This window comes from Rhodococcus sp. IEGM 1406 (assembly GCF_030056745.1).
In the GTDB taxonomy this organism is placed as follows: domain Bacteria; phylum Actinomycetota; class Actinomycetes; order Mycobacteriales; family Mycobacteriaceae; genus Rhodococcus_F; species Rhodococcus_F erythropolis.
Genome location: NZ_JASHKO010000002.1, coordinates 836,307 through 857,895 on the forward strand (window position 1 = coordinate 836,307; position 21,589 = coordinate 857,895).

Here is a 21,589-nt window from a genome sequence, read left to right on the forward strand (position 1 = left end):
ACGCCTCCACCCCCCCAAATCTGGGGGCCCCCGGTCAGACTTGGGGGGGCCCCACCTCTTTGTCTTACGGCATCGGGTTTTTCACCCGAACGCGACTACTTTCCGCGCTTGGCCGGAGCCTTCTTGGCCGGAGCCTTCTTGGCTGCGGTCTTGGCCGGAGCCTTCTTGGCCGGAGCCTTCTTGGCCGGAGCCTTGGCTGCGGTCTTGGCCGGAGCCTTCTTGGCGGGAGCCTTGGTGGCAACCGTCTTCTTGGCTGCGGTCTTGGCCGGAGCCTTCTTGGCCGGAGCCTTCGCGGCAACCGTCTTCTTGGCTGCGGTCTTGGCCGGAGCCTTCTTTGCCGGAGCCTTCTTGGCTGCGGTCTTCTTGGCAGCAGCCTTCTTGGCTGCAGCCTTGGTGGCCGGTGCTGCTACGCCACGCTTGACTGCCGGGCCGGTGGCCGGAAGCTTCTGTCCACCAGCGATAACAGCCTTGAACTGCGCACCCGGACGGAAAGCCGGAACCGACGTCGGCTTGACCTTGACGGTCTCGCCCGTACGCGGGTTGCGTGCAACACGTGCTGCACGACGACGCTGCTCGAAGACTCCGAAGCCGGTGATGGTCACGCTCTCGCCACGGTGGACGGCGCGGACGATGGTGTCCACGACGTGCTCCACTGCGTCGGTCGCTGTGCGCCTGTCCGAACCCAGCTTTTCAGTCAGAACATCGATGAGCTCTGCCTTGTTCATTGAAATTCCTCCGCTAATTGTGGTCCACCGTCGGACCGACTGAGAACCACGGTAAACCTGATAACGGCAAGAGTCTATGTGCCACGCCAATTCTCATTCAACGTGACTGCGAAATGGTGACCTATTTCTCTTCCCGCGCGGAGTTGCGGATTTCGGTTCAGCCCTGCGAAATTCGGGCTGGAAGGGTAGTCGGTTTCCATGAAGGCCTTGACTTTTCGAACTCGGAAATCGCTTCTACCTGCCGCAATGTCAGTCCGATGTCGTCGAGACCCTCCAGCAGACGCCACCGTGTGTAGTCGTCAATATTGAACGGCACCACCGTAGTTCCGGCGCTCACGGTCCGATTCTCGAGATCTACTGTCAATTCCAGTCCGGGTTGCTCTTCGAGCAACTTCCAGAGCAATTCGACGTCGCTCTGCTCGACCTGTGCCGCCACGAGACCGGCTTTTCCGGCGTTCCCGCGGAAGATGTCGGCGAACCGGGAAGCGATGACGACCCGAAATCCGAAGTCGGAGAGAGCCCACACGGCATGCTCACGCGAAGAGCCCGTGCCGAAATCGGGACCGGCTACGAGGACACTTCCCTTGTCGTACGGAGCCAGATTGAGAATGAAGTTGGGGTCGGTGCGCCAGCCTGCAAACAGCCCGTCCTCGAATCCCGTGCGCGTCACCCGTTTCAGGTACACGGCAGGGATGATCTGATCGGTATCGACATTCGAGCGTCGCAGCGGGACGCCGATACCCTTGTGCGTGGTAAAGGATTCCATCGAAATTCTCCTCGAGATGGTAAGTGGGTCAGACCAGATCGGCCGGTGCCGAGAGCGTTCCGCGGACCGCAGTGGCAGCCGCGACGAGCGGGGAAACCAGATGGGTCCGACCGCCTTTACCCTGTCGGCCTTCGAAATTCCGGTTGGACGTCGATGCCGAACGCTCGCCGGGAGCAAGCTGGTCAGGGTTCATTCCCAAGCACATCGAGCAACCGGCCTGGCGCCATTCGGCCCCTGCCGCCGTGAAGATTTCACCGAGACCTTCACTTTCGGCTTGAGCACGCACCCGCATCGAGCCGGGAACGATGAGCATCCGAACGCCCTCTGCCACATGGCGACCCTCGAGCACCTCGGCCACCGCGCGCAGATCTTCGATGCGTCCGTTGGTGCACGAACCGACGAAGACGGTGTCGACAGCAACATCCCGTAGCGCCATGCCGGCGTCGAGACCCATGTAGGTGAGCGCCTTCTCGGCAGCCTGACGCTCGCTCTCGTCGACGATCAGTTCCGGATCGGGAACACGGTCACCGAGCGGTGCACCCTGTCCCGGATTGGTTCCCCACGTGACAAAAGGCGTCAATGCGCTTGCGTCGATGTGGACCTCGTTGTCGAATTCGGCGCCCTCGTCGGTCTTGAGCAACTCCCACGCGGCGACGGCTTCGTCCCACTCTGCGCCCGACGGTGCATGCGGACGGCCCTTGATGAACTCGTAAGTGATCTCGTCCGGTGCGATCATGCCCGCACGGGCTCCGGCCTCGATCGACATGTTGCAGATGGTCATACGAGCTTCCATCGACAGTTTGCGAATGGCCTCGCCGCGGTACTCCAGGACGTAGCCCTGGCCGCCGCCGGTGCCGATCTTGGCGATGACTGCCAGGATCAAGTCCTTGCTCGTGACGCCAGGAGGCAGCTCGCCGTCGACCGTGATCGCCATGGTCTTGAAGGGGCGCAACGACAATGTCTGCGTCGCCATCACGTGCTCGACCTCGCTGGTGCCGATTCCCATTGCGAGCGCACCGAATGCGCCGTGCGTCGACGTATGACTGTCGCCGCACACCACGGTGGTTCCCGGCTGAGTCAGGCCGAGCTGCGGTCCGACCACATGCACGATGCCCTGATCGAGATCGCCCATGCGGTGCAAGCGAACTCCGAACTCCTCGCAATTTCGGCGCAAGGTGTCGACCTGAGTCTTGGACACGGGATCGGCGATCGGCTTGTCGATGTCTATCGTCGGAACGTTGTGGTCCTCGGTGGCGATCGTCAGGTCGGGACGGCGCAACGGGCGTCCCGCCAAGCGAAGTCCGTCGAATGCCTGCGGGCTCGTCACTTCGTGAACGAGGTGGAGATCGATGTAGATGAGGTCGGGATCCTGCCCCTCCCCTTTCACGACAACGTGGTCGTCCCACACCTTCTCGGCGAGAGTGCGTGCTTTCTGTGCCATGTCTTCCACCTCTGTACGTAGCCTCGCGTCGGCGGACTACGGGCTGGCCCGCCGCGCGTGAAGTAGGTCCCCAGCCCTCGCAGCAGATGCAGGCTGCCCCTAGGAAATGCACTAGCCCTTCAGCAAATGCGCTAGTCCACCAGGAAATGCGCTATCATCCCACTATGCGAGAAACTGGTATCGACCTATGAGACAGCATAGCGGCATCGGCGTCCTGGACAAAGCAATGGGCGTTCTTCATGCAGTAGCTGAGGAACCGTGCAGCCTCACCGAACTCTGTGCACGAACCGGTTTGCCGCGCGCGACCGCCCATAGACTCGCCGTCGGTCTCGAAGTCCATCGACTCCTCACACGCGACTCGGACGGTCAGTGGTGCCCAGGACCCGGACTCGCCGAACTCGCTGCCACCGCTAATGATCCACTCATTGCGGCGGCCGGACTCATCCTCCCCCGCCTTCGCGAAATCACCGGCGAAAGCGTCCAGCTGTACCGCCGGGAAGGCACCCAACGCATCTGCGTTGCGTCGATGGAACCGCCCACGGGCCTTCGCGACACAGTTCTCGTCGGGGCCAGGCTGCCGATGAATGCCGGTTCCGGCGCCAAGGTCCTTCTCGCATGGGCAGATCCACAAACCCAACGGACCGTTCTCGCCGATGCGTCGTTCGGCGAACGAGTGCTCCTCGAGGTTCGCCGGCGCGGCTGGGCACAGAGTGCAGCCGAACGTGAGCCGGGTGTCGCCAGCGTCGCGGCTCCTGTCCGAGACTCGGCAGGCGCTGTCATTGCCGCGATTTCGGTCTCCGGCCCCATCGATCGGATGGGTAGACGACCGGGAGCCCGCTGGGCGGCGGACCTTCTCGCAGCTGCCGAAGCGCTCCACAAGCGTCTGTAATTCGTGACACAGTAAGGCCTTCAGATCCTCGAGCACGTAGGAGTACGACGCGACCATGGCAGGAAAGCAGCGTAGTCAGATCACGATGACCGAGGCCGAAATTTCGAGCTTCGTCGAAAAGAGCCGTACGGCAACGATGGCGACGTTGAGCGCCGACGGAATGCCTCACCTGATCGCGATGTGGTTCGCGATAGTCGACGGCGAAATCTGGTTCGAAACCAAAGCCAAGTCGCAGAAGGCGGTCAATCTTCGCCGGGACACCCGTATGTCCGTCCTGATCGAAGACGGTCTGACGTACGACACGCTGCGAGGAGTCTCGATGGAGGGCACCGGAGTGATCGTCGAGGATCCGGAAGCTCTCTTTGCCGTGGGCATCAGTGTCTGGGAGCGATACACGGGCCCGTACACGGAGGATCTCCGCCCGGCCGTCGAAGCGATGCTCCACAAGCGCGTCGCGGTACGGTTCGTTCCCGATCGAACTCGTTCGTGGGATCACCGCAAGCTCGGGATGCCTGCGATGCCTCTTTCCGGTTCTACTGCACCATCGCCGTAGACCCCGAGATTCGTGAAGCGAAATTCACGAGCTTTCGAATTCGGGCCGGCGTAGTTTCACCAACAGGCCCAACAACAAGGAGTGAGCATATGAGCGATCTCGACAGCAACACCCCGTCGGAACCCGAATCCCAATCGGAGGAAACCAAACGAAAGTTCCGTGAAGCCCTCGAACGGAAGAATCATCAGAACGCCAAATCGACCGACCATCGCGACGGACAGTCCAAGGTCCACAACACGCATGGCCCGGCCGATCACAAGCGAGAGTTCCGCCGTAAGAGCGGATAGCCGATCACGGACAACAGAGTGAGATGACGATCACCCCCAGTCGAAATCGACTGGGGGTGATCGTTTTTCGCATCGCCGGAAACATTTCCCATACATACGAAAAGACCCTCCGATCAATGATCGGAGGGTCTTTCCTTTGTAGCCCCGACGGGATTCGAACCCGCGCTACCGCCTTGAGAGGGCGGCGTCCTAGGCCGCTAGACGACGGGGCCAGGACACGCTTTTAAACGTGGTATTCAGTCTTGCTCTTGGATGCTCAGCAAGCTTAGCTTGTCTGAGTCCGGCCACAAAATCGACCGGATTTCCGCTGGGGTACCAGGACTCGAACCTAGAATGGCGGTACCAGAAACCGCTGTGTTGCCAATTACACCATACCCCAAGGTCTTGCTCACCAGCCTTGCCCGATCCGCTTCGCTGTTGTGCTCGGCGGCTCGTCTCCGGCCGAAAAGAAGATTACCAGTACCCCTGCCCCAAATACCAAATCGTATGGTCACGGGAGGTTTTTGCTTCATTTTCGGCCGGAAGACAGTCCGATCTAGGCGGTTACCGCTGCCCTACCGGCGCGCAACCGAGCAATCGAGACCTCACGACCGAGCAATTCCATCGACTCGTACAGCGGAGGGCTGATGTGAGAGCCGGTGATCGCGACCCGAACCGGAGCGAAGGCCTTACGCGGTTTGAGCTCCAGATCCTCGATGAGGGCCTTCTTGAGTGCTTCCTCGATACTGGCCGCAGTCCACTCCGAGGTGGCCTCGAGCGCCGCAAGAGACGCGTCCAGAACCGGACCAGCGTCTTCCTTCAGGTTCTTTGCCGCCGCGGCCGGATCGAGAGCAAACGACGCCTCGTCGACGAACAGGAACTTCAGCAGATCCCACGCGTCGGACAGGACGACGATGCGCGTCTGCACGAGGTCCGCCGCAACAGTGAACGTGGCTTCATCGACGTCGGCGCTGATGTGGCCGTGCTCCACCAGGAACGACTTCAGGCGGGCCGCGAAGTCGGCCGGCTGGAGCAAGCGAATGTGCTCGGCATTGATCGCGTCGGCCTTTTTCTGGTCGAAGCGGGCAGGGTTGGAGTTGACCTTCGAAACGTCGAAGGCCGCAACCATCTCGTCGAGTGAGAAGACATCGTGATCGTCGGCAATGCTCCACCCGAGCAGCGCCAAGTAGTTCAGCAGTCCCTCGGGAATGAAGCCCCGATCGCGGTGAATGAAGAGGTTGGACTCGGGATCGCGCTTGGAAAGCTTCTTGTTGCCCTGACCCATCACGAAAGGCAGGTGCCCGAACGACGGTGTGAAATCGGCGACACCGATGCGGATCAAAGCCTCGTACAACGCGAGCTGACGCGGGGTCGAGGACAGCAGGTCCTCACCGCGCAGTACGTGAGTGATCTTCATCAACGCGTCGTCGACGGGGTTGACCAGCGTGTACAGCGGAATACCGTTCCCGCGAGTCAACGCGAAGTCCGGAACGGTGCCTGCCTTGAACGTGGTCTCGCCGCGAACCAGGTCGTTCCACGTCAGGTCGTGGGCGGGCATCCGGAGGCGGACGACCGGCTTGCGACCCTCGGCGACGTAGGCAGCGCGCTGCTCGTCGCTGAGGTCGCGATCGAAGTTGTCGTATCCGAGCTTCGGGTCGCGTCCGGCCGCCTTGTGTCGCGCTTCCACTTCTTCGTTGGTCGAGTAGGACTCGTAGGCCTCGCCCGCGGCCAGCAACTTGGCAACGACGTCGAGATGCAAGTCGCGACGCTCGGACTGGCGATACGGTGCGTGCGGCCCACCGACCTCCGGGCCCTCGTCCCAATTGAGCCCCAACCAGCGGAGGGCGTCGAGGATGGCCTGGTAGGACTCTTCACTGTCGCGCTGCGCATCGGTGTCTTCGATACGGAACACGAACGTGCCGCCGTGGTGTCGTGCGAATGCCCAGTTGAACAAGGCGGTGCGCACCAAACCTACGTGCGGGGTTCCGGTGGGTGACGGACAGAAACGGACGCGTACTTCGCTGTTGGTCATGGCTCACTTGGCTCGGCGATGATGGATGGTCGTACTACAGGTTAGTCCCGCAGCGCTTCCTCCATCCCGCCGATCACTTACCCGGCAAGACGTTGATACGTGTCATGTCACCGTCGTAGTAGGCGAGTAGTCGCTTGTCCATGACCTTTCGCCACAGCGGCGGCACCCACGCGCACACGATCATGACCGCGTAACCCGCTGGAAGTTGCGGCGCTTCGGCCGCACTGCGCAGGCTCTGGTACCGCAGACGCGGATTCGCGTGATGGTCACTGTGACGCTGAAGTTGATAGAGGAACAGATTGCTGACGACGTGGTCGCTGTTCCAGCTGTCCTCGGGCGAGCAGCGAACGTACGAGCCGTCAGGCCGCTTCGCACGTAGCAAGCCGTAGTGCTCGAGATAGTTGGCGGTCTCGAGGAACGTGAATCCGGCAATCGCCTGAACGGCCAGCCACGGTGCGATTTCCCACCCGAACACCGCGATCAGGCTGCCGAACAGGACAATACTCATCGCCCACGCGTTCAGGATGTTGTTCCGATAGCTCCACGTCCGTCTGCCTTGACGCTGCAGGCGAGCGCTTTCGATCCGCCATCCCGAGCGCAGGCCGCCGATGACACTGCGCGGCAAGAAGAACCAGAAGTTTTCCTTGTATCGCGAACTGGCCGGATCCTCCGGCGTCGCGACACGGACGTGGTGACCATGGTTGTGCTCGACGTAGAAATGGCCGTAAAAGGACTGTGCCAGCGCTACTTTCGCGAGCCACTTCTCGAGCTTTTCGCTCTTGTGCCCCAATTCATGTGCCGCGTTGATCCCAACACCGGCAACCACGCCGGCAGTCATCGCGAGCGCGAACTTCTCCCCCGCCGCCATCGGCGCGTTCACCCAGCACCAGGCGACGAACACGAGACCGACGTATTGGAGGGGCAGGAACAGATACGTGCACCAGCGGTAGAAACGATCCTCTTGCAATTCAGGGATCGCTTCGTCCGGTGGGCTGTTACCGTCCTCGCCCGCCAGTAGATCGATCAGGGGAATGACGATCACGATGAGCCAGGCCCCGATGGCCCAGAAGAGCCCGAGACTGAATTTGTCGACCAGGAACCACGCAGCGAACGGACTGAGGGGCACCAGCAAACCCAGTGGCCACAGGTAGCGCTTCTTGTCTCGCCACACCGGCCGCTGACCGTTCTGCGCTTGCCCTGCCGCTGTCCGGGAGCCTTCCGCGAAGGTCGTCATGTATCACCACGTTTCTGCGCAATCTACTCGATTGCCCCATCGGCTTCTATCCAGTTATCGGTCACCCTACTGCTCAGCGTTACATTTCAGGGAATTTGGTCTGTTGTGAGCCGCGGCAGCAAACCGTGAGGCGAACTCTCTCAACCTGGCTAAATCAGACATAACGCCAGGAGTATCATGGGCGAAGCTTCGCCTGGCTCATGAAACCCGCAGGTCAGTCCCAGGGCCTGATTACCTCGAACCGGAAGGTAATCCCAATCGGCCACCTGACGTTAGTTACCATCTTGCAACTTTTCTTTGGGAGACACCTCTCGACTCACACCACGACGGAGGCCCCATCCGGTGGGGATGGGGCCTCCGTAGTCACATGACGGAACGAACCGGGTCAGATCAATTCTTGGCGGCCACCGGGTTCGTGAGCGTGCCGATCCCCGAGACCGTGACCGACACGGAATCGCCGTCGACGATCGGGCCGACTCCGGCGGGGGTGCCGGTGAGGATGACGTCGCCGGGCAGGAGGGTCATCACCGCCGAGATCCACTCGATGATCTTCGGAATGTCGTGAAGTAGGAAGGCGGTGCTGCTGTCCTGCTTGACCTGACCGTTCACCTCGGTCTTGATGTCGACGTCGGACGCATCGAGGCTGGTTTCGATCCACGGACCGAGCGGGCAGAAGGTGTCGTGGCCCTTTGCGCGTGTCCATTGCCCGTCGTGACGCTGATGATCTCGCGCCGATACGTCGTTGGCGATCGTGTAGCCCAGGACCACGCTCAACGCCTTCGCCGCGGGTACGTCTTTGCAAGGCTGACCGATGACCACCGCGAGTTCACCCTCGAAATGCACCTCGTTGGACGTCGGAGGCAAGACGATCGGGGCGCCCGGGCCGACGATGGACGTATTGGGCTTGAGGAAGATCACCGGATCAGCCGGCGCCTCGCCGCCCATCTCCGCGATGTGATCTGCATAATTCTTGCCGATACAGATCACCTTGCTGGCGAGAATCGGAGCCAGCAGACGAACATCGGCAAGCGGCCAACTACGGCCGGTAAAGGTGGGGTTCCCGAACGGGTGCTCCGCAATTTCCTTGGCGACGAGGGCATCCTCTTCACCTTCGATACTGACGAACGCAACACCATCGGGACTGGCAATTCGACCAAGACGCATACTGGCCAGTCTATCGGGGTGTCGGAAACGACTGACGCGCGCAAGCCGTAAGGCTTACGCGCGTCAGTCTCGTGAAAGAAATCCTTACAGCGCTGCGGTGATCCGGTCGCCGATCTCGGTCGTGGAGATGGGGCCTTCGCCGCGCGTTGCCAGGTCGGCAGCGACCACAGCCTCGACGCGAGCGGCGTCGTCCTCGCGTCCGAGATGGCGAAGAAGCAGTGCGGCCGAGAGGATCGCGGCGGTGGGATCTGCGATTCCCTTGCCGGCGATGTCCGGAGCACTGCCGTGCACGGGCTCGAACATCGACGGGTTGGTACCGGACGCATCGATGTTTCCGCTTGCGGCCAAACCGATTCCACCGGTCACCGCACCGGCCAGGTCGGTGATGATGTCACCGAAGAGGTTGTCCGTCACTATGACGTCGAACCGCGACGGGTCGGTCACCATGTAGATGGTGGCAGCGTCGATGTGACAGTACGCGGTCTCGACGTCCGGGTACTCGGCCCCGACGGTCTCGATCGCACGCGTCCAGATTGCTCCCGCGTTGGAGAGCACGTTGGTCTTGTGAATCAAGGTGAGGTGCTTGGAACGTGTCTGCGCCAACGCGAATGCATAACGAACAACACGCTCGGCGCCGAACCAGGTGTTGATCGACACCTCGGTCGCGATCTCGTGATCGGTGCCGACGCGAATGGCGCCACCGTTACCGGTGTACGGGCCCTCGGTGCCTTCACGAACCACGACGAAGTCGATCTCCGGCTGGGCCGCCAACGGCGACAGCGCACCCGGGTACAGCTGTGCGGGGCGAAGATTCACGTGATGATCGAGCTGGAAACGCATGTTCAGCAGCAGACCACGCTCGAGGATGCCGGGTGCGACGATCCGCGGATCACCGATGGCGCCCAACAGGATTGCGTCGTGCTGACGGATCTGGTCCAGCTCGTCCGCCGGGAGCAACTCGCCGGTGGCGTTGTAGCGACGGGCACCGAGATCGTATTCGGTGGTTTCCAGATCCGGAACCAACTTGCCGAGCACCTTGAGTGCTTCGGCTGTGACCTCGACACCGATTCCGTCGCCCGGAATGACCGCAAGCTTCATGGAGTCCTCATCTCAGTAGAACTGTGCGCCTTTATCAACCGCGGGCGGTTAATAAAGGCGCACAGCAAAAACAATCAGGAAAGGTCGACCTGGGCGACGCGAGCGTCGAGCTGCGAGACGATAGCCTCGACCTCGGCGTCTCCGACGACGCGATCGACGCGCAAGATGACCGTTGCGCCTTCGCCTTCGGCATCCTGGCTCAGTGCTGCGGCGAGGATGTCCACGCCCGCGTTACCGAGAACGGTGCCGAGGACACCGAGAACGCCCGGGCGATCGCTGTAGTGAACGACGATGTTGTGACCCTCGGCGCGCAGGTCGAAGCTGCGTCCGTTGATGTTGACGATCTTCTCGACCTGCTGCAGACCGGTGAGTGCGCCCGTGACCGACGTGACCGTGCCGTCCGCGGCAACTGCGCGAACCTCGACCGCGCTGCGGTGAGCAAGAGCCTCGGAGTGCTTCTCGACCGATACGGTCACGCCGCGCTGCTCGGCCAGTGCCGGAGCGTTGACGAACGTGACGGCCTCGTCGCTGCTGGCGGAGAACACGCCGCGCAGTGCGGCCAGGCCGAGGATGTCGACGGTTTCGGCAGACAGCTCGCCGGTGGCGACAACCTGCACGGTCTGCACAGCTTCCGGCGACAACGTCGCAGCGAGGAGACCGAGCTTGCGGACCAGCTCGAGCCACGGAGCAACTTCTTCTCCGACGGGGCCGCCGGAGACGTTGACAGCCTCGGGAACGAATTCGCCCGCCAGAGCGAGGAGAACACTCTTCGCCACGTCGATGCCTGCGCGGTCCTGAGCCTCGGACGTCGATGCTCCGAGGTGCGGGGTGACGACGACGTTGTCGAGCTCGAAGAGCTTGGAATCGGTGCACGGCTCGGTGCTGAACACGTCGAGACCGGCGCCGCGGACCTTGCCGGAGACCAGTGCGTCGTAGAGCGCGTCTTCGTCGATCAGACCACCGCGGGCGGCGTTGACGATGATGACGCCGTCCTTGGCCTTGGCGAGACGCTCGGCGTTGATCAGGCCGGCCGTTTCCTTGGTCTTGGGCAGGTGCACGGAGATGAAGTCGGCGCGCTCGACGAGCTCGTCGATGGTGACCAGTTCGATGCCGAGCTGCGCGGCGCGAGCTGCGGGCAAGTAGGGGTCGTACGCGATGATAGTGGTTTCGAACGCGGCGAGACGCTGCGCGAACAGCTGCCCGATGCGGCCGAGACCGACAACGCCGACGGTCTTGCCGAGGATCTCGACGCCGTTGAACTTGCTTCGCTTCCAGGTGTTCTCACGCAGTGTCTTGTCTGCTGCGGGAATCTGGCGAGCGGTCGACATGAGCAGAGCAACTGCGTGCTCGGCTGCCGAGTGGATGTTGGAGGTCGGTGCATTGACGACCATCACGCCGCGCTCGGTGGCTGCGGGGATCTCGACGTTGTCCAGGCCGACACCGGCGCGGCCGATGATCTTCAGCTTGGTGCCTGCGGCCAGAACCTCGGCGTCGACGGTGGTGGCGGAACGGACGAGAATCGCGTCGGCCTCGGGTACCGCGGCGAGCAGCGCCGGGCGGTCGGGTCCGTCGACCCAACGCACCTCCACACCGTCACCGAGCGCCTCGACTGTGGACGGCGCGAGCTTGTCGGCGATCAGAACAACGGGACGGCCAGGCTGGCTCACGTGCAAACTCCCTGATTAGGTGGGTGTGAAGGTGGTTTAACCACCGATAGTTTAGTGCGCGCTCACTTCGAATCCACAACGCGGTAGGCGATACCACATAGTGGACACTTTCGCGGGCGAATTCTCGATGGAATATGAATCCGGACTCAGCCGGCCCGGAAAACGACTCCGGCCCAATGCCGCGCTGGTTCAACGTAATTGAACCGGCGCGACATCAGGCCAGTGGAGACGTGGAGCGTGAAACTACGAATTACGCGGTTTCGGTGATCGGACGATCGACCCAGCTCATCAGGTCGCGCAGCTTCTTGCCGGTGACCTCGATGGGGTGCTCGGCGTTGGCCTTGCGCAGGCCTTCGAGCTCGGTGTTGCCGTTCTCGACGTTGGCAACCAGACGACGGGTGAACTCGCCGGACTGGATGTCGGCCAGGATCGCCTTCATGCGCTCCTTGGTGTCGGCGTCGATGACGCGCGGGCCGGAGAGGTATCCACCGAACTCAGCGGTGTCGGACACCGAGTAGTTCATGCGGGCGATGCCACCCTCGTACATGAGGTCGACGATGAGCTTGAGCTCGTGCAGAACCTCGAAGTACGCCATCTCGGGTGCGTAGCCGGCCTCGACCATGACCTCGAAACCGGTCTTGACCAGTTCCTCGGTGCCGCCGCAGAGCACAGCCTGCTCGCCGAAGAGGTCCGTCTCGGTCTCTTCCTTGAACGTGGTCTTGATGACGCCTGCGCGGGTTCCGCCGATGCCCTTGGCGTAGGACAGAGCGAGAGCCTGGCCTTCACCCTTGGGATCCTGGTCGATGGCGATGAGCGCGGGAACGCCCTTGCCGTCGACGAACTGACGACGCACCAGGTGGCCCGGTCCCTTGGGGGCAACCATGCCGACGGTGACGAACTCCGGAGCCTTGATCAGGTCGAAGTGAATGTTCAGGCCGTGACCGAAGAACAGCGCGTCGCCGTCCTTGAGGTTCGGCTCGATGTCATTGGTGAAAATGCTGGCCTGAGCGGTGTCAGGTGCGAGCACCATGATGACGTCGGCCCATTCGGAAACCTCGGCCGGCGTACCGACTGTCAGGCCCTGCTCCTGCGCCTTTTCGCGGGACTTGGAGCCCTCCTTGAGGCCGATGCGCACATCGACGCCCGAGTCACGCAGGCTCAGCGAATGGGCGTGGCCCTGGCTTCCGTAGCCGATCACAGCAACCTTGCGGCCCTGAATGATCGACAGATCGGCATCGTCGTCGTAGAACATCTCGACTGCCACAGTTCTCAACCTCTCCTTGGATTTTTACGTGTCTAAAAGTACTAGCGGGTGGCCGTGATCGACTTCGGCCCTCGACCGACTGCCACGACCCCGGACTGAACGATCTCCCGGATACCGTACGGATCAAGCATCCGCAGCAGTGCATCCAGCTTGGACCGAGTACCGGTCGCCTCGATGGTGACGGACTCCGGGGAGACGTCGATCACCTTGGCGCGGAACAGGTTCACCGTTTCGATGACCTGCGTGCGCACGCTTGCATCTGCGCGCACCTTGATGAGCACGAGCTCGCGAGCGACGGATGCTTCACCGTCCTGCTCGACGATCTTGATGACGTTGATCAGCTTGTTGAGCTGCTTCGTCACCTGCTCGAGAGGGAACTCGTCGACCGTGACGACGATGGTCATACGTGAGATCTCGGGGATCTCGGTTCCGCCCACCGCAAGGGATTCGATGTTGAATCCGCGGCGGGAGAAAAGTGCGGAGACGCGGGCCAGCACGCCTGGCTTGTCCTCGACGAGAACACTGAGGGTGTGACTGGTGCTCACTTCTGATCCTCCCCTGTGCCCGCGGCGGGTCCGGCTTGCTCGCGTGACATGGCTTCGTGGATGACGGCGGGCTCGGCAACTGCCTCGTCGTCGTCGAACAGCGGCCGGATGCCCCGGGCCGCCATGATTTCGTCGTTGCTCGTTCCGGCAGCGACCATCGGCCACACCTGTGCGTCGGCGGTGACGATGAAGTCGATCACGACAGGCTTGTCGTTGATGGACTGCGCCTCACGGATCGCAGCTTCGACATCTTCTTCGCGCTCGACACGAATTCCGTGGCAGCCCAATGCTTCTGCGAGCTTGACGAAGTCCGGGATGCGGATGGCGCCGTGCGTTCCGAGGTTGGTGTTGGAGTAGCGCTCTTCGTAGAAGAGTGTCTGCCACTGACGCACCATGCCGAGGTTGCCGTTGTTGATGAGGGCAACCTTGATCGGGATACCTTCGAGTGCGCAGGTTGCGAGTTCCTGATTGGTCATCTGGAAGCAGCCGTCGCCGTCGATCGCCCACACCTCGGTGTCGGGCATGCCCATCTTGGCACCCATGGCTGCGGGAACCGCGTACCCCATGGTGCCGAGCCCGCCCGAGTTGAGCCACGTGCGCGGCTTCTCGTAACCGACGAACTGCGCGGCCCACATCTGGTGCTGGCCGACGCCGGCGCAGTAGATGGCATCCGGTCCGGCGAGCTTGCCGACGGTCTGGATGACGTACTCCGGGCTCAGCTGACCGTCGGTGGGACGGTCGTAGCTCAGCGGGTAGGTACGACGGATGTCGTTCAGGTACGCCCACCATTCCGAGAGTTCGAACGTGGTGCCCGTGGCCATGTCGGCACGGATAGCCTCGATGAGTTCGGTGATGACCTCTTTGCAGTCGCCCACGATCGGGACGTCGGCGTAGCGGTTCTTGCCGATCTCGGCCGGATCGATGTCGGCGTGGATGACCTTGGCGTCGGGCGCGAAGGAATTCAGCTGGCCGGTGACGCGGTCGTCGAAACGCGCGCCGAGGGTGATCAGGAGATCGCTGCGCTGCAGAGCGGCGACTGCGGCAACGGTGCCGTGCATTCCCGGCATACCGCAGTTGAGGTCGTGGCTGTCCGGGAACGCGCCGCGGGCCATCAGCGTGGTGACGACGGGGATACCGGTCAGCTCTGCCAGTTCGAGCAGCTCCGGCGAGGAGTCCGACTTGATGACGCCGCCACCGACGTACAGAACCGGCGACTTCGCGTCGGCGATCAGACGTGCAGCTTCACGAACCTGCTTGCCGTGCGGCTTGGTGACCGGGCGGTAGCCCGGCAGACGCATCTCCGGCGGCCACGAGAACGTGGTCTGCGACTGCAGGATGTCCTTGGGGATATCGACCAGGACGGCGCCGGGGCGACCGCTGGCCGCGAGGTAGAAGGCTTCGGCCATGATGCGCGGGATGTCGATCGCGTCGGTGATCAGGAAGTTGTGCTTGGTGACCGGCATCGTGATGCCTGAGATGTCGGCTTCCTGGAAGCCGTCGGTACCGATCAGCGAGCGCGCCACCTGTCCGGTGATCGCGACGATCGGAACGGAGTCCATCTGCGCGTCGGCCAGTGGCGTGACCAGGTTGGTCGCACCGGGACCCGAGGTAGCCATGCAGACGCCGACCTTGCCGGTCGCCTGGGCGTAACCGGTGGCAGCGTGGCCTGCACCCTGCTCGTGGCGCACAAGCACGTGGCGGACCTTGACCGAATCGAAGAGTGGGTCGTAAACCGGGAGCACGGCACCGCCGGGAATGCCGAATACCGTGTCGACCTCGAGCTCTTCGAGGGCTCGAACCACAGACTGGGCACCGGTTACCCGCTCAGGCGGGAGCTGGCGACGGTTGGCCGTCTGGGTTGCGGCAGCCGCGGTTGTCGGGCTCGGTGTCCCTGACTTGCGCGGCGTGGGTTGAGGCCGTGCTGTTGGTGCGCTCACTGGGAAATCCTCTGATTCTGGCTCCGGGCAACAAAAAACCCCCGTCAGCATCTGCTGAGCGAGGGTGGCGCGTCGTTATCTGGTGAGTTGAAAAATCGACTCAGGCGACGACGCGCCGGCCGATTACGAGCAACTCATTCTGTTTCACGCACTCGACAGTAGAGGCGCTAGTCGCGAACGGCAAACTTGGTGAGTCGACCGTCCCAGAATCTGAGATACATCGGCTGCAATGCGAAGATGTAGAGGTGTCAACTTCGCAGCAGCCCGTGCCACCGGCTCAATCATCCCACACGCCGAAACCACTTCGGCACGTCATCCGCATTTCGCAGCTCGCTTACATGGCGTGCGCGTTCCTCCTGTTCGCGGTCAGCTTCCCGATCTTCGGGTGGCCCGTCGCCTTCAGCTGGTTGCTGATCCTTCCGATCATCGCCGTCTATCTCGTCGCGCGACTGCGCACCACCGTCAGCCCTGACGGCCTCGAGGTCCGCTCGACGTTCTCCAAGCGCACCCTCGCCTGGGACGACGTCAAGGGTTTCCGATTCCCGAAGCGCAGCTGGGCGCGCGCGGAACTCACCGACGGAACCGAGGTGACCCTGCCCGCGGTCAGCTTCGTCAGGCTTCCCGAGATCGCGATCGCCAGCGGCGGCCGCATCACTGATCCCTATGCATCGGCTGCAGAAGCCTTCGCCGCCAAGGAAGCCGAAGAGGAAGAAGCAGCTGCAGAAGCAGAAGCAGAATCCGAGGTCGCCGAGAACTCACAGGACCAGCCCGAAGAGAAGCGCCCGTAACACGCGAGTAGCGTTGGAAGGCCCTCGCTTCTATTTGAGTGGACCAGCAACGATCACATAAGGAACACGCCCATGCCCCCGTTGAGGTCACGCACCACCACCATCGGACGTAATGCTGCCGGAGCCCGATCCCTGTGGCGCGCCACAGGAATGACGGATTCCGACTTCGGAAAGCCGATCGTCGCCGTAGCGAACTCGTACACCCAGTTCGTACCCGGCCACGTGCATCTCAAGAACGTGGGCGAGATCGTTGCCGAGGCCATCAGTGCGGCCGGCGGCGTCGCTCGCGAGTTCCACACCATCGCAGTCGACGACGGCATCGCAATGGGCCACGGCGGCATGCTCTACTCGCTCCCGAGCCGCGAGATCATCGCCGATTCGGTCGAGTACATGGCAAACGCCCACACGGCCGACGCACTGGTGTGTATCTCCAACTGCGACAAGATCACTCCCGGCATGCTCAACGCCGCGATGCGTCTGAACATCCCGACCGTGTTCGTCTCCGGCGGTCCGATGGAAGCAGGCAAGGCAGTGGTCGTCGGCGGCGTGGCCCAAGCCCCCACCGATCTCATCACGGCGATCTCGGCCTCTGCCAACGATGCCGTGTCCGACGAAGGCCTCGACGAGGTCGAGCGCAGCGCGTGCCCGACATGCGGCTCGTGCTCGGGCATGTTCACCGCCAACTCCATGAACTGCCTGACCGAAGCCCTCGGCCTCGCATTGCCGGGCAACGGCTCCACGCTGGCAACTCACAAGGCTCGTCACGCACTCTTCTCTCGTGCGGGCACCACCGTGGTCGAGGCTGCCCTCAAGTACTACCGCGACGGCGACGAGTCGGTGCTGCCGCGCAACATCGCGACCCCGGCAGCGTTCCGCAACGCAATGGCTCTCGACGTCGCCATGGGCGGCTCCACCAACACCGTCCTGCACACGCTGGCTGCGGCTCAGGAAGGCGAGGTCGACTTCGACCTCGACACCATCGACGCGATCAGCCGCAAGGTGCCGTGCCTGTCCAAGGTCTCCCCCAACTCGGACTACCACATGGAGGACGTCCACCGCGCCGGCGGAATCCCCGCGCTGCTCGGTGAGCTTCGCCGCGGCGGACTCCTCGAAACCGACGTGTCCACCGTGCACACCAAGAGCTTCGACCAGTGGCTCGACGACTGGGACATCCGCTCCGGCAAGGCAACCGACGAGGCAATCGAGCTTTTCCACGCGGCTCCCGGCGGCGTGCGCACCATCGAACCGTTCTCCACGGACAACCGTTGGTCTGCTCTCGACACCGATGCGGCCGGCGGCTGCATCCGCGACGTCGAGAACGCCTACACCGTCGAAGGCGGCTTGGTTGTCCTGCGCGGCAACATCGCACTCGACGGCGCAATCCTCAAGACTGCCGGCATCGACGAGGAACTGTTCTCCTTCCAGGGCCCGGCGCTGGTCGTCGAATCTCAGGAAGAAGCCGTCTCGGTCATCTTGCAGAAGAAGATCAAAGCCGGCGACGTTCTCGTCGTGCGTTACGAAGGCCCCAAGGGTGGCCCCGGTATGCAGGAAATGCTGCACCCCACTGCCTTCCTCAAGGGCGCAGGCCTCGGCAAGGAATGCGCACTGATCACCGACGGTCGTTTCTCGGGCGGAACCTCCGGACTGTCCATCGGTCACATCTCCCCCGAGGCTGCCGCAGGCGGAGTCATCGGACTCGTCCAGAACGGCGATCAGGTCCGCATCGACGTCGCCTCGCGCACGCTCGAGATCCTGGTCGACGACGACGTCCTCGCCGAGCGACGCGCGAAGATGGAGGCCTCCGAGCGCCCGTGGCAGCCGGTCGATCGTCAGCGCACCGTGACGACAGCCCTGCGCGCCTACGCCGCTCTGGCAACGTCCGCCGACAAGGGCGCGGTTCGCTACGTTCCGTAAGTTCTGCCACGAACGGACAAAAGATCCCCGGCCGCTTTCGGCCGGGGATCTTTTCTGTCAGCGTGCGAGATGAATCGGGATCAGATCCACGCCAGTTCCTCCGGAAAATCTTCATCCGGTGTTGTACGAGCATGCACCACAACCCAATCCGATCATCCCGTCGGTTTGGTACGCATCGTCGGCAGCACCTTCGACAACCACGCCGACACGTAGGACATGCGCATGGCGACCTGAGCCGGCGCAGCGTCCAGGGACTTCTTTCACACGAGAACGGATGAAAGGTCAGCGCCCATACGGAATTCCGCGACATCGCACATCCGGTCGAGTTCGGAAGCGTCGAGAGACGTCGGACTACCACCACCGAACGCCACTGCGTCGTAGCGGGTTCAGTGGCCTGTCAGCCGTCTTGCGCGGATACACATATACATAATTCTGGTACGGACGTACCGCAACGGTGAGACTCATCGACCACAAGACCGACCGACAGGTACCGAATAGTCGGCCGACACGCGGAGCACGAACGGAACGATATGAGCTATCAGACATTTCAGACTGAATCGCGCGTCCGGCTCGTGAGCGAATTCACTTGGACGTAGGGTTCCAGACACCAGCTGATCAATTCAGATACATAAGGGGGGATGACTTTCAGTCAGGTGATCATTTCGGTCAGTTCGAGCGAGCTGACTTGCACACGGCGCTCACCAGTGGTTCCCTCATCAGGTCGCTGAGACGCACATCACAACGACGACAGTCAGCCACCGCCCGCCACCCACAAGGTCGACGGGAAACAACCAAGGAGCAATACATGCCCGGAGTCGGCATATGGCGCACCAAATCCGTCGAGCAATCGATCGCGGACACCGACGAGCCTGAGACAAAGCTCAAGAAGGAACTGACCGCGAAGGATCTCACGGTATTCGGAGTCGCCGTCGTCATCGGCGCAGGCATCTTCACGCTGACTGCTCGAACCGCAGGCAATGTCGCAGGACCCTCGATTTCACTGGCATTCGTTCTCGCTGCGATCGCCTGTGGCCTTGCCGCGCTGTGTTACGCGGAGTTCGCCTCCACCGTTCCAGTCGCAGGCAGCGCATACACGTTCTCCTACGCGACGTTCGGTGAGTTCGCAGCCTGGATCATCGGCTGGGACCTCATCCTCGAGTTTGCTCTCGCCTCCGCCGTCGTCGGCAAGGGTTGGTCGCTGTACCTCGGCAACGTCATCGGGGCGAGCGGCAGCACCACCGCCCACATCGGGTCGATCAGCTTCGACTGGGGCGCACTGCTCATCATCGGCGCGATCACCCTGATTCTCGCGATCGGCACCAAGGTTTCCTCGCGAGTCTCCGCGATCATTACCGCGATCAAGATCGCAGTAGTCCTGCTCGTCATCGTCGTGGGCGCGTTCTACATCAAGAAGGAGAACTACTCTCCCTTCATCCCGCCGTCCGAAGGATCCGAGAGCTCTGCAAGCGGAATCCATCAGACCTTGTTCTCCTGGCTGACCGGTGCAGGCGGAAGTAGCTACGGCGCCTACGGATTGCTCGCCGCAGCCAGCCTCGTGTTCTTTGCCTTCATCGGCTTCGATGTCGTCGCCACCACGGCCGAGGAAACCAAGAACCCGCAGAAGTCGTTGCCACGCGGAATCTTCGGCTCGCTCGCCATCGTCACCGTTCTCTACGTTGCCGTCACACTCGTCCTGACCGGCATGGTCAAGTACACCGAACTCAAGGACGGCAGTCCTCTGGTCGGCGATTCCAGCGCCACCCTCGCAACCGCATTCGAGGCCAACGGAATCGGTTGGGCACAAACCGCCATCAACTTCGGTGGCCTGGCCGGCCTCACGACAGTTGTCATGGTCATGATGCTCGGCCAGACCCGCGTCCTCTTCGCAATGTCCCGTGACGGCCTCATGCCGCGCAGCCTGGCCAAGACCAACGCCAAGGGCATCCCGATGCGCATCACGTTGATCGTCGGTGGCATCGTCGCCGTCCTGGCAGCCTTCTTCCCGATGGGCACGCTCGAAGAGATGGTCAACATCGGAACGCTGTTCGCATTCGTCCTGGTTTGTGTCGGTGTCATCGTCCTACGCCGCACCCGCCCCGACCTGCCGCGCGGATTCCGCGTCCCACTGGTGCCCTTCGTGCCGATCGTCGCCGTGCTCGCCTGCGGTTGGCTGATGCTCAACCTCTCGGTCGAGACCTGGATCCGGTTCCTCGTCTGGATGGCCATCGGTGTTGTCGTGTACTTCGCCTACGGTCACCGCAAGTCGGTCCTCGGTCGCAAGCTCAAGGACGGAACAGCCATCCCGTCCGCGAACGCCGACCCGGTACTCGTCAAGGACTGATCCTTCACAGACGAACCGCCGCTCTCCGATTCGGAGAGCGGCGGTTCGTTTGTTCGACGGCGCGAGTTTCAGATGAGCGGATTGGCACCGTTCAGGAAGATCCAAGTGCAGACGCCCGCAGCGATGCCGAGGATCAAGACCACTAGCGATCCGACGAACGGGCGGGTTGCCCAGCCACGACGACCGTCGAGCGAAATACGGCCAGGACCCGTCAAAATGATGACGCCCGCACAGATTCCGAGCAGCATCTCGTACTCGGTACCGGCCGGGGCGAAGTACTCCAGTCCAGGTGCGCTCGCCTGACGCAGCGCCCACGCATTGATCATCACGGCCAGAACCGATGCTGCCGCAACGGGAGTCAGCAACCCCAGGATCAGGAGGGCGCCACCTGCGACCTCACCGACGGCGCCGAGGATCGCCATCCACTTCGCCTGCTGGAACCCGGCATCCGCCAGCATCGTCTCGAAACCGCCCAGACCCGGCCCGTTCCAGATACCGGTCAACTTCTGCAGACCGTGCACCAGTGCTGTTCCGCCGACGGCCAAACGCAGTGCAAGCAAACCGAGGTCGAGAGTGCCTCGGCCCCGCGGAGTCTCGGTGGTCCCTGCCACGGCTTCGGCGGTGGGGACGGCGGTGATCGGAGCGTCGTACGCCGTTTCTCGCTCGAGAGCCATTGTCGGCTGATCCGCGCCCGGCGCTCGGTATGTCGGTATCTGTTCGGTCAGCGAGTTGGCGTTCGTGGAACCGAAATCGAGATCGTCGTCGGTCCGCGGCAACGGATTCTTGGCGCTCACCGTCGGAAATTGTTCGGTGGGCGAGTCATACGGACTGGACACGTTGCCCGTCGGCTTGTCCGCATCCGACAACTCGCTGGGATCTTTTCGCTCGTCAGTCACGTAGGTGAGCCTATGACCGATTCACGAACTCGACGGGGAACCTTGGTCCGGCGTGGCGGCATCTGCCGT

18 protein-coding genes and 2 tRNA genes are annotated in these 21,589 nt (G+C 62.5%); 6 read left to right on the forward strand and 14 right to left on the reverse strand.

Annotated features, from left to right (window positions below; translation table 11 throughout):
• Positions 1 to 95 precede the first annotated feature (95 nt).
• From QM596_RS13250 to leuC, 3 genes are all read right to left on the reverse strand, one after another.
• Entirely contained in the window at positions 96 to 725 is a 630-nt protein-coding gene (locus QM596_RS13250; RefSeq protein WP_019747938.1) for an HU family DNA-binding protein, read from the reverse strand.
• Between the two features lie 157 nt (positions 726 to 882).
• Positions 883 to 1,491, reverse strand: a complete 609-nt coding sequence (gene leuD, locus QM596_RS13255; protein ID WP_019747937.1) for a 3-isopropylmalate dehydratase small subunit — start codon at positions 1,489 to 1,491, stop codon at positions 883 to 885.
• A gap of 28 nt (positions 1,492 to 1,519) precedes the next feature.
• Positions 1,520 to 2,941 (reverse strand): 3-isopropylmalate dehydratase large subunit, encoded by a 1,422-nt coding sequence (gene leuC / locus QM596_RS13260; protein ID WP_046378385.1) that lies wholly within the window; start codon positions 2,939 to 2,941, stop codon positions 1,520 to 1,522.
• 178 nt (positions 2,942 to 3,119) lie between these two features.
• On the opposite strand from leuC, the gene QM596_RS13265 reads away from it, so the two are divergent.
• From QM596_RS13265 to QM596_RS13275, 3 genes are all read left to right on the forward strand, one after another.
• Complete coding sequence (locus tag QM596_RS13265) at positions 3,120 to 3,821, forward strand: IclR family transcriptional regulator (protein ID WP_007729342.1); 702 nt, start codon at positions 3,120 to 3,122, stop codon at positions 3,819 to 3,821.
• 55 nt (positions 3,822 to 3,876) lie between these two features.
• Positions 3,877 to 4,374, forward strand: a complete 498-nt coding sequence (locus tag QM596_RS13270) for a pyridoxamine 5'-phosphate oxidase family protein (protein ID WP_020907263.1) — start codon at positions 3,877 to 3,879, stop codon at positions 4,372 to 4,374.
• 89 nt (positions 4,375 to 4,463) lie between these two features.
• Positions 4,464 to 4,661: a DUF5302 domain-containing protein gene (locus QM596_RS13275; RefSeq protein ID WP_007729345.1), complete on the forward strand. Its 198-nt coding sequence runs from the start codon at positions 4,464 to 4,466 to the stop codon at positions 4,659 to 4,661.
• Between the two features lie 139 nt (positions 4,662 to 4,800).
• Here the strand turns inward: QM596_RS13275 and QM596_RS13280 are convergent.
• From QM596_RS13280 to QM596_RS13325, 10 genes are all read right to left on the reverse strand, one after another.
• A tRNA-Glu gene (locus QM596_RS13280) sits at positions 4,801 to 4,873 on the reverse strand.
• 95 nt (positions 4,874 to 4,968) lie between these two features.
• Positions 4,969 to 5,040, reverse strand: a tRNA-Gln gene (locus QM596_RS13285).
• Positions 5,041 to 5,196: 156 nt separating this feature from the next.
• Complete coding sequence (gene gltX, locus QM596_RS13290; protein WP_283309188.1) at positions 5,197 to 6,672, reverse strand: glutamate--tRNA ligase; 1,476 nt, start codon at positions 6,670 to 6,672, stop codon at positions 5,197 to 5,199.
• Positions 6,673 to 6,745: 73 nt separating this feature from the next.
• A complete protein-coding gene (locus QM596_RS13295; RefSeq protein WP_283309189.1) occupies positions 6,746 to 7,906 on the reverse strand; it encodes an alkane 1-monooxygenase in 1,161 nt (386 codons plus the stop codon).
• A 390-nt stretch (positions 7,907 to 8,296) separates the two neighbouring features.
• Entirely contained in the window at positions 8,297 to 9,070 is a 774-nt protein-coding gene (locus tag QM596_RS13300) for a fumarylacetoacetate hydrolase family protein (RefSeq protein ID WP_259118627.1), read from the reverse strand.
• Positions 9,071 to 9,154: 84 nt separating this feature from the next.
• Positions 9,155 to 10,168 (reverse strand): 3-isopropylmalate dehydrogenase, encoded by a 1,014-nt coding sequence (locus QM596_RS13305; RefSeq protein ID WP_020907259.1) that lies wholly within the window; start codon positions 10,166 to 10,168, stop codon positions 9,155 to 9,157.
• 74 nt (positions 10,169 to 10,242) lie between these two features.
• Positions 10,243 to 11,835, reverse strand: coding sequence for a phosphoglycerate dehydrogenase (gene serA / locus QM596_RS13310; RefSeq protein WP_003944758.1), 1,593 nt, complete (start codon positions 11,833 to 11,835; stop codon positions 10,243 to 10,245).
• Positions 11,836 to 12,085: 250 nt separating this feature from the next.
• On the reverse strand, positions 12,086 to 13,087 hold the full coding sequence (ilvC, locus tag QM596_RS13315) for a ketol-acid reductoisomerase (protein ID WP_172436500.1): 1,002 nt from the start codon (positions 13,085 to 13,087) through the stop codon (positions 12,086 to 12,088).
• Positions 13,088 to 13,140: 53 nt separating this feature from the next.
• Entirely contained in the window at positions 13,141 to 13,644 is a 504-nt protein-coding gene (gene ilvN / locus QM596_RS13320) for an acetolactate synthase small subunit (protein WP_003944718.1), read from the reverse strand.
• Positions 13,641 to 15,581, reverse strand: coding sequence for an acetolactate synthase large subunit (locus QM596_RS13325; RefSeq protein WP_019747929.1), 1,941 nt, complete (start codon positions 15,579 to 15,581; stop codon positions 13,641 to 13,643). Before QM596_RS13325 ends, ilvN begins: the two co-directional genes overlap by 4 nt.
• Before the next feature lie 266 nt (positions 15,582 to 15,847).
• Here QM596_RS13325 and QM596_RS13330 point away from each other — a divergent pair, with 266 nt between their 5' ends.
• From QM596_RS13330 to QM596_RS13340, 3 genes are all read left to right on the forward strand, one after another.
• Positions 15,848 to 16,369, forward strand: coding sequence for a PH domain-containing protein (locus QM596_RS13330; protein ID WP_021333074.1), 522 nt, complete (start codon positions 15,848 to 15,850; stop codon positions 16,367 to 16,369).
• A 72-nt stretch (positions 16,370 to 16,441) separates the two neighbouring features.
• Positions 16,442 to 18,283 (forward strand): dihydroxy-acid dehydratase, encoded by a 1,842-nt coding sequence (gene ilvD, locus QM596_RS13335; protein ID WP_019747927.1) that lies wholly within the window; start codon positions 16,442 to 16,444, stop codon positions 18,281 to 18,283.
• Positions 18,284 to 19,088: 805 nt separating this feature from the next.
• Positions 19,089 to 20,624, forward strand: coding sequence for an amino acid permease (locus QM596_RS13340; protein WP_020907256.1), 1,536 nt, complete (start codon positions 19,089 to 19,091; stop codon positions 20,622 to 20,624).
• Between the two features lie 68 nt (positions 20,625 to 20,692).
• Here QM596_RS13340 and QM596_RS13345 read toward each other — a convergent pair whose 3' ends face one another.
• Complete coding sequence (locus QM596_RS13345) at positions 20,693 to 21,520, reverse strand: DoxX family protein (RefSeq protein ID WP_283309190.1); 828 nt, start codon at positions 21,518 to 21,520, stop codon at positions 20,693 to 20,695.
• Positions 21,521 to 21,589 lie beyond the last annotated feature (69 nt).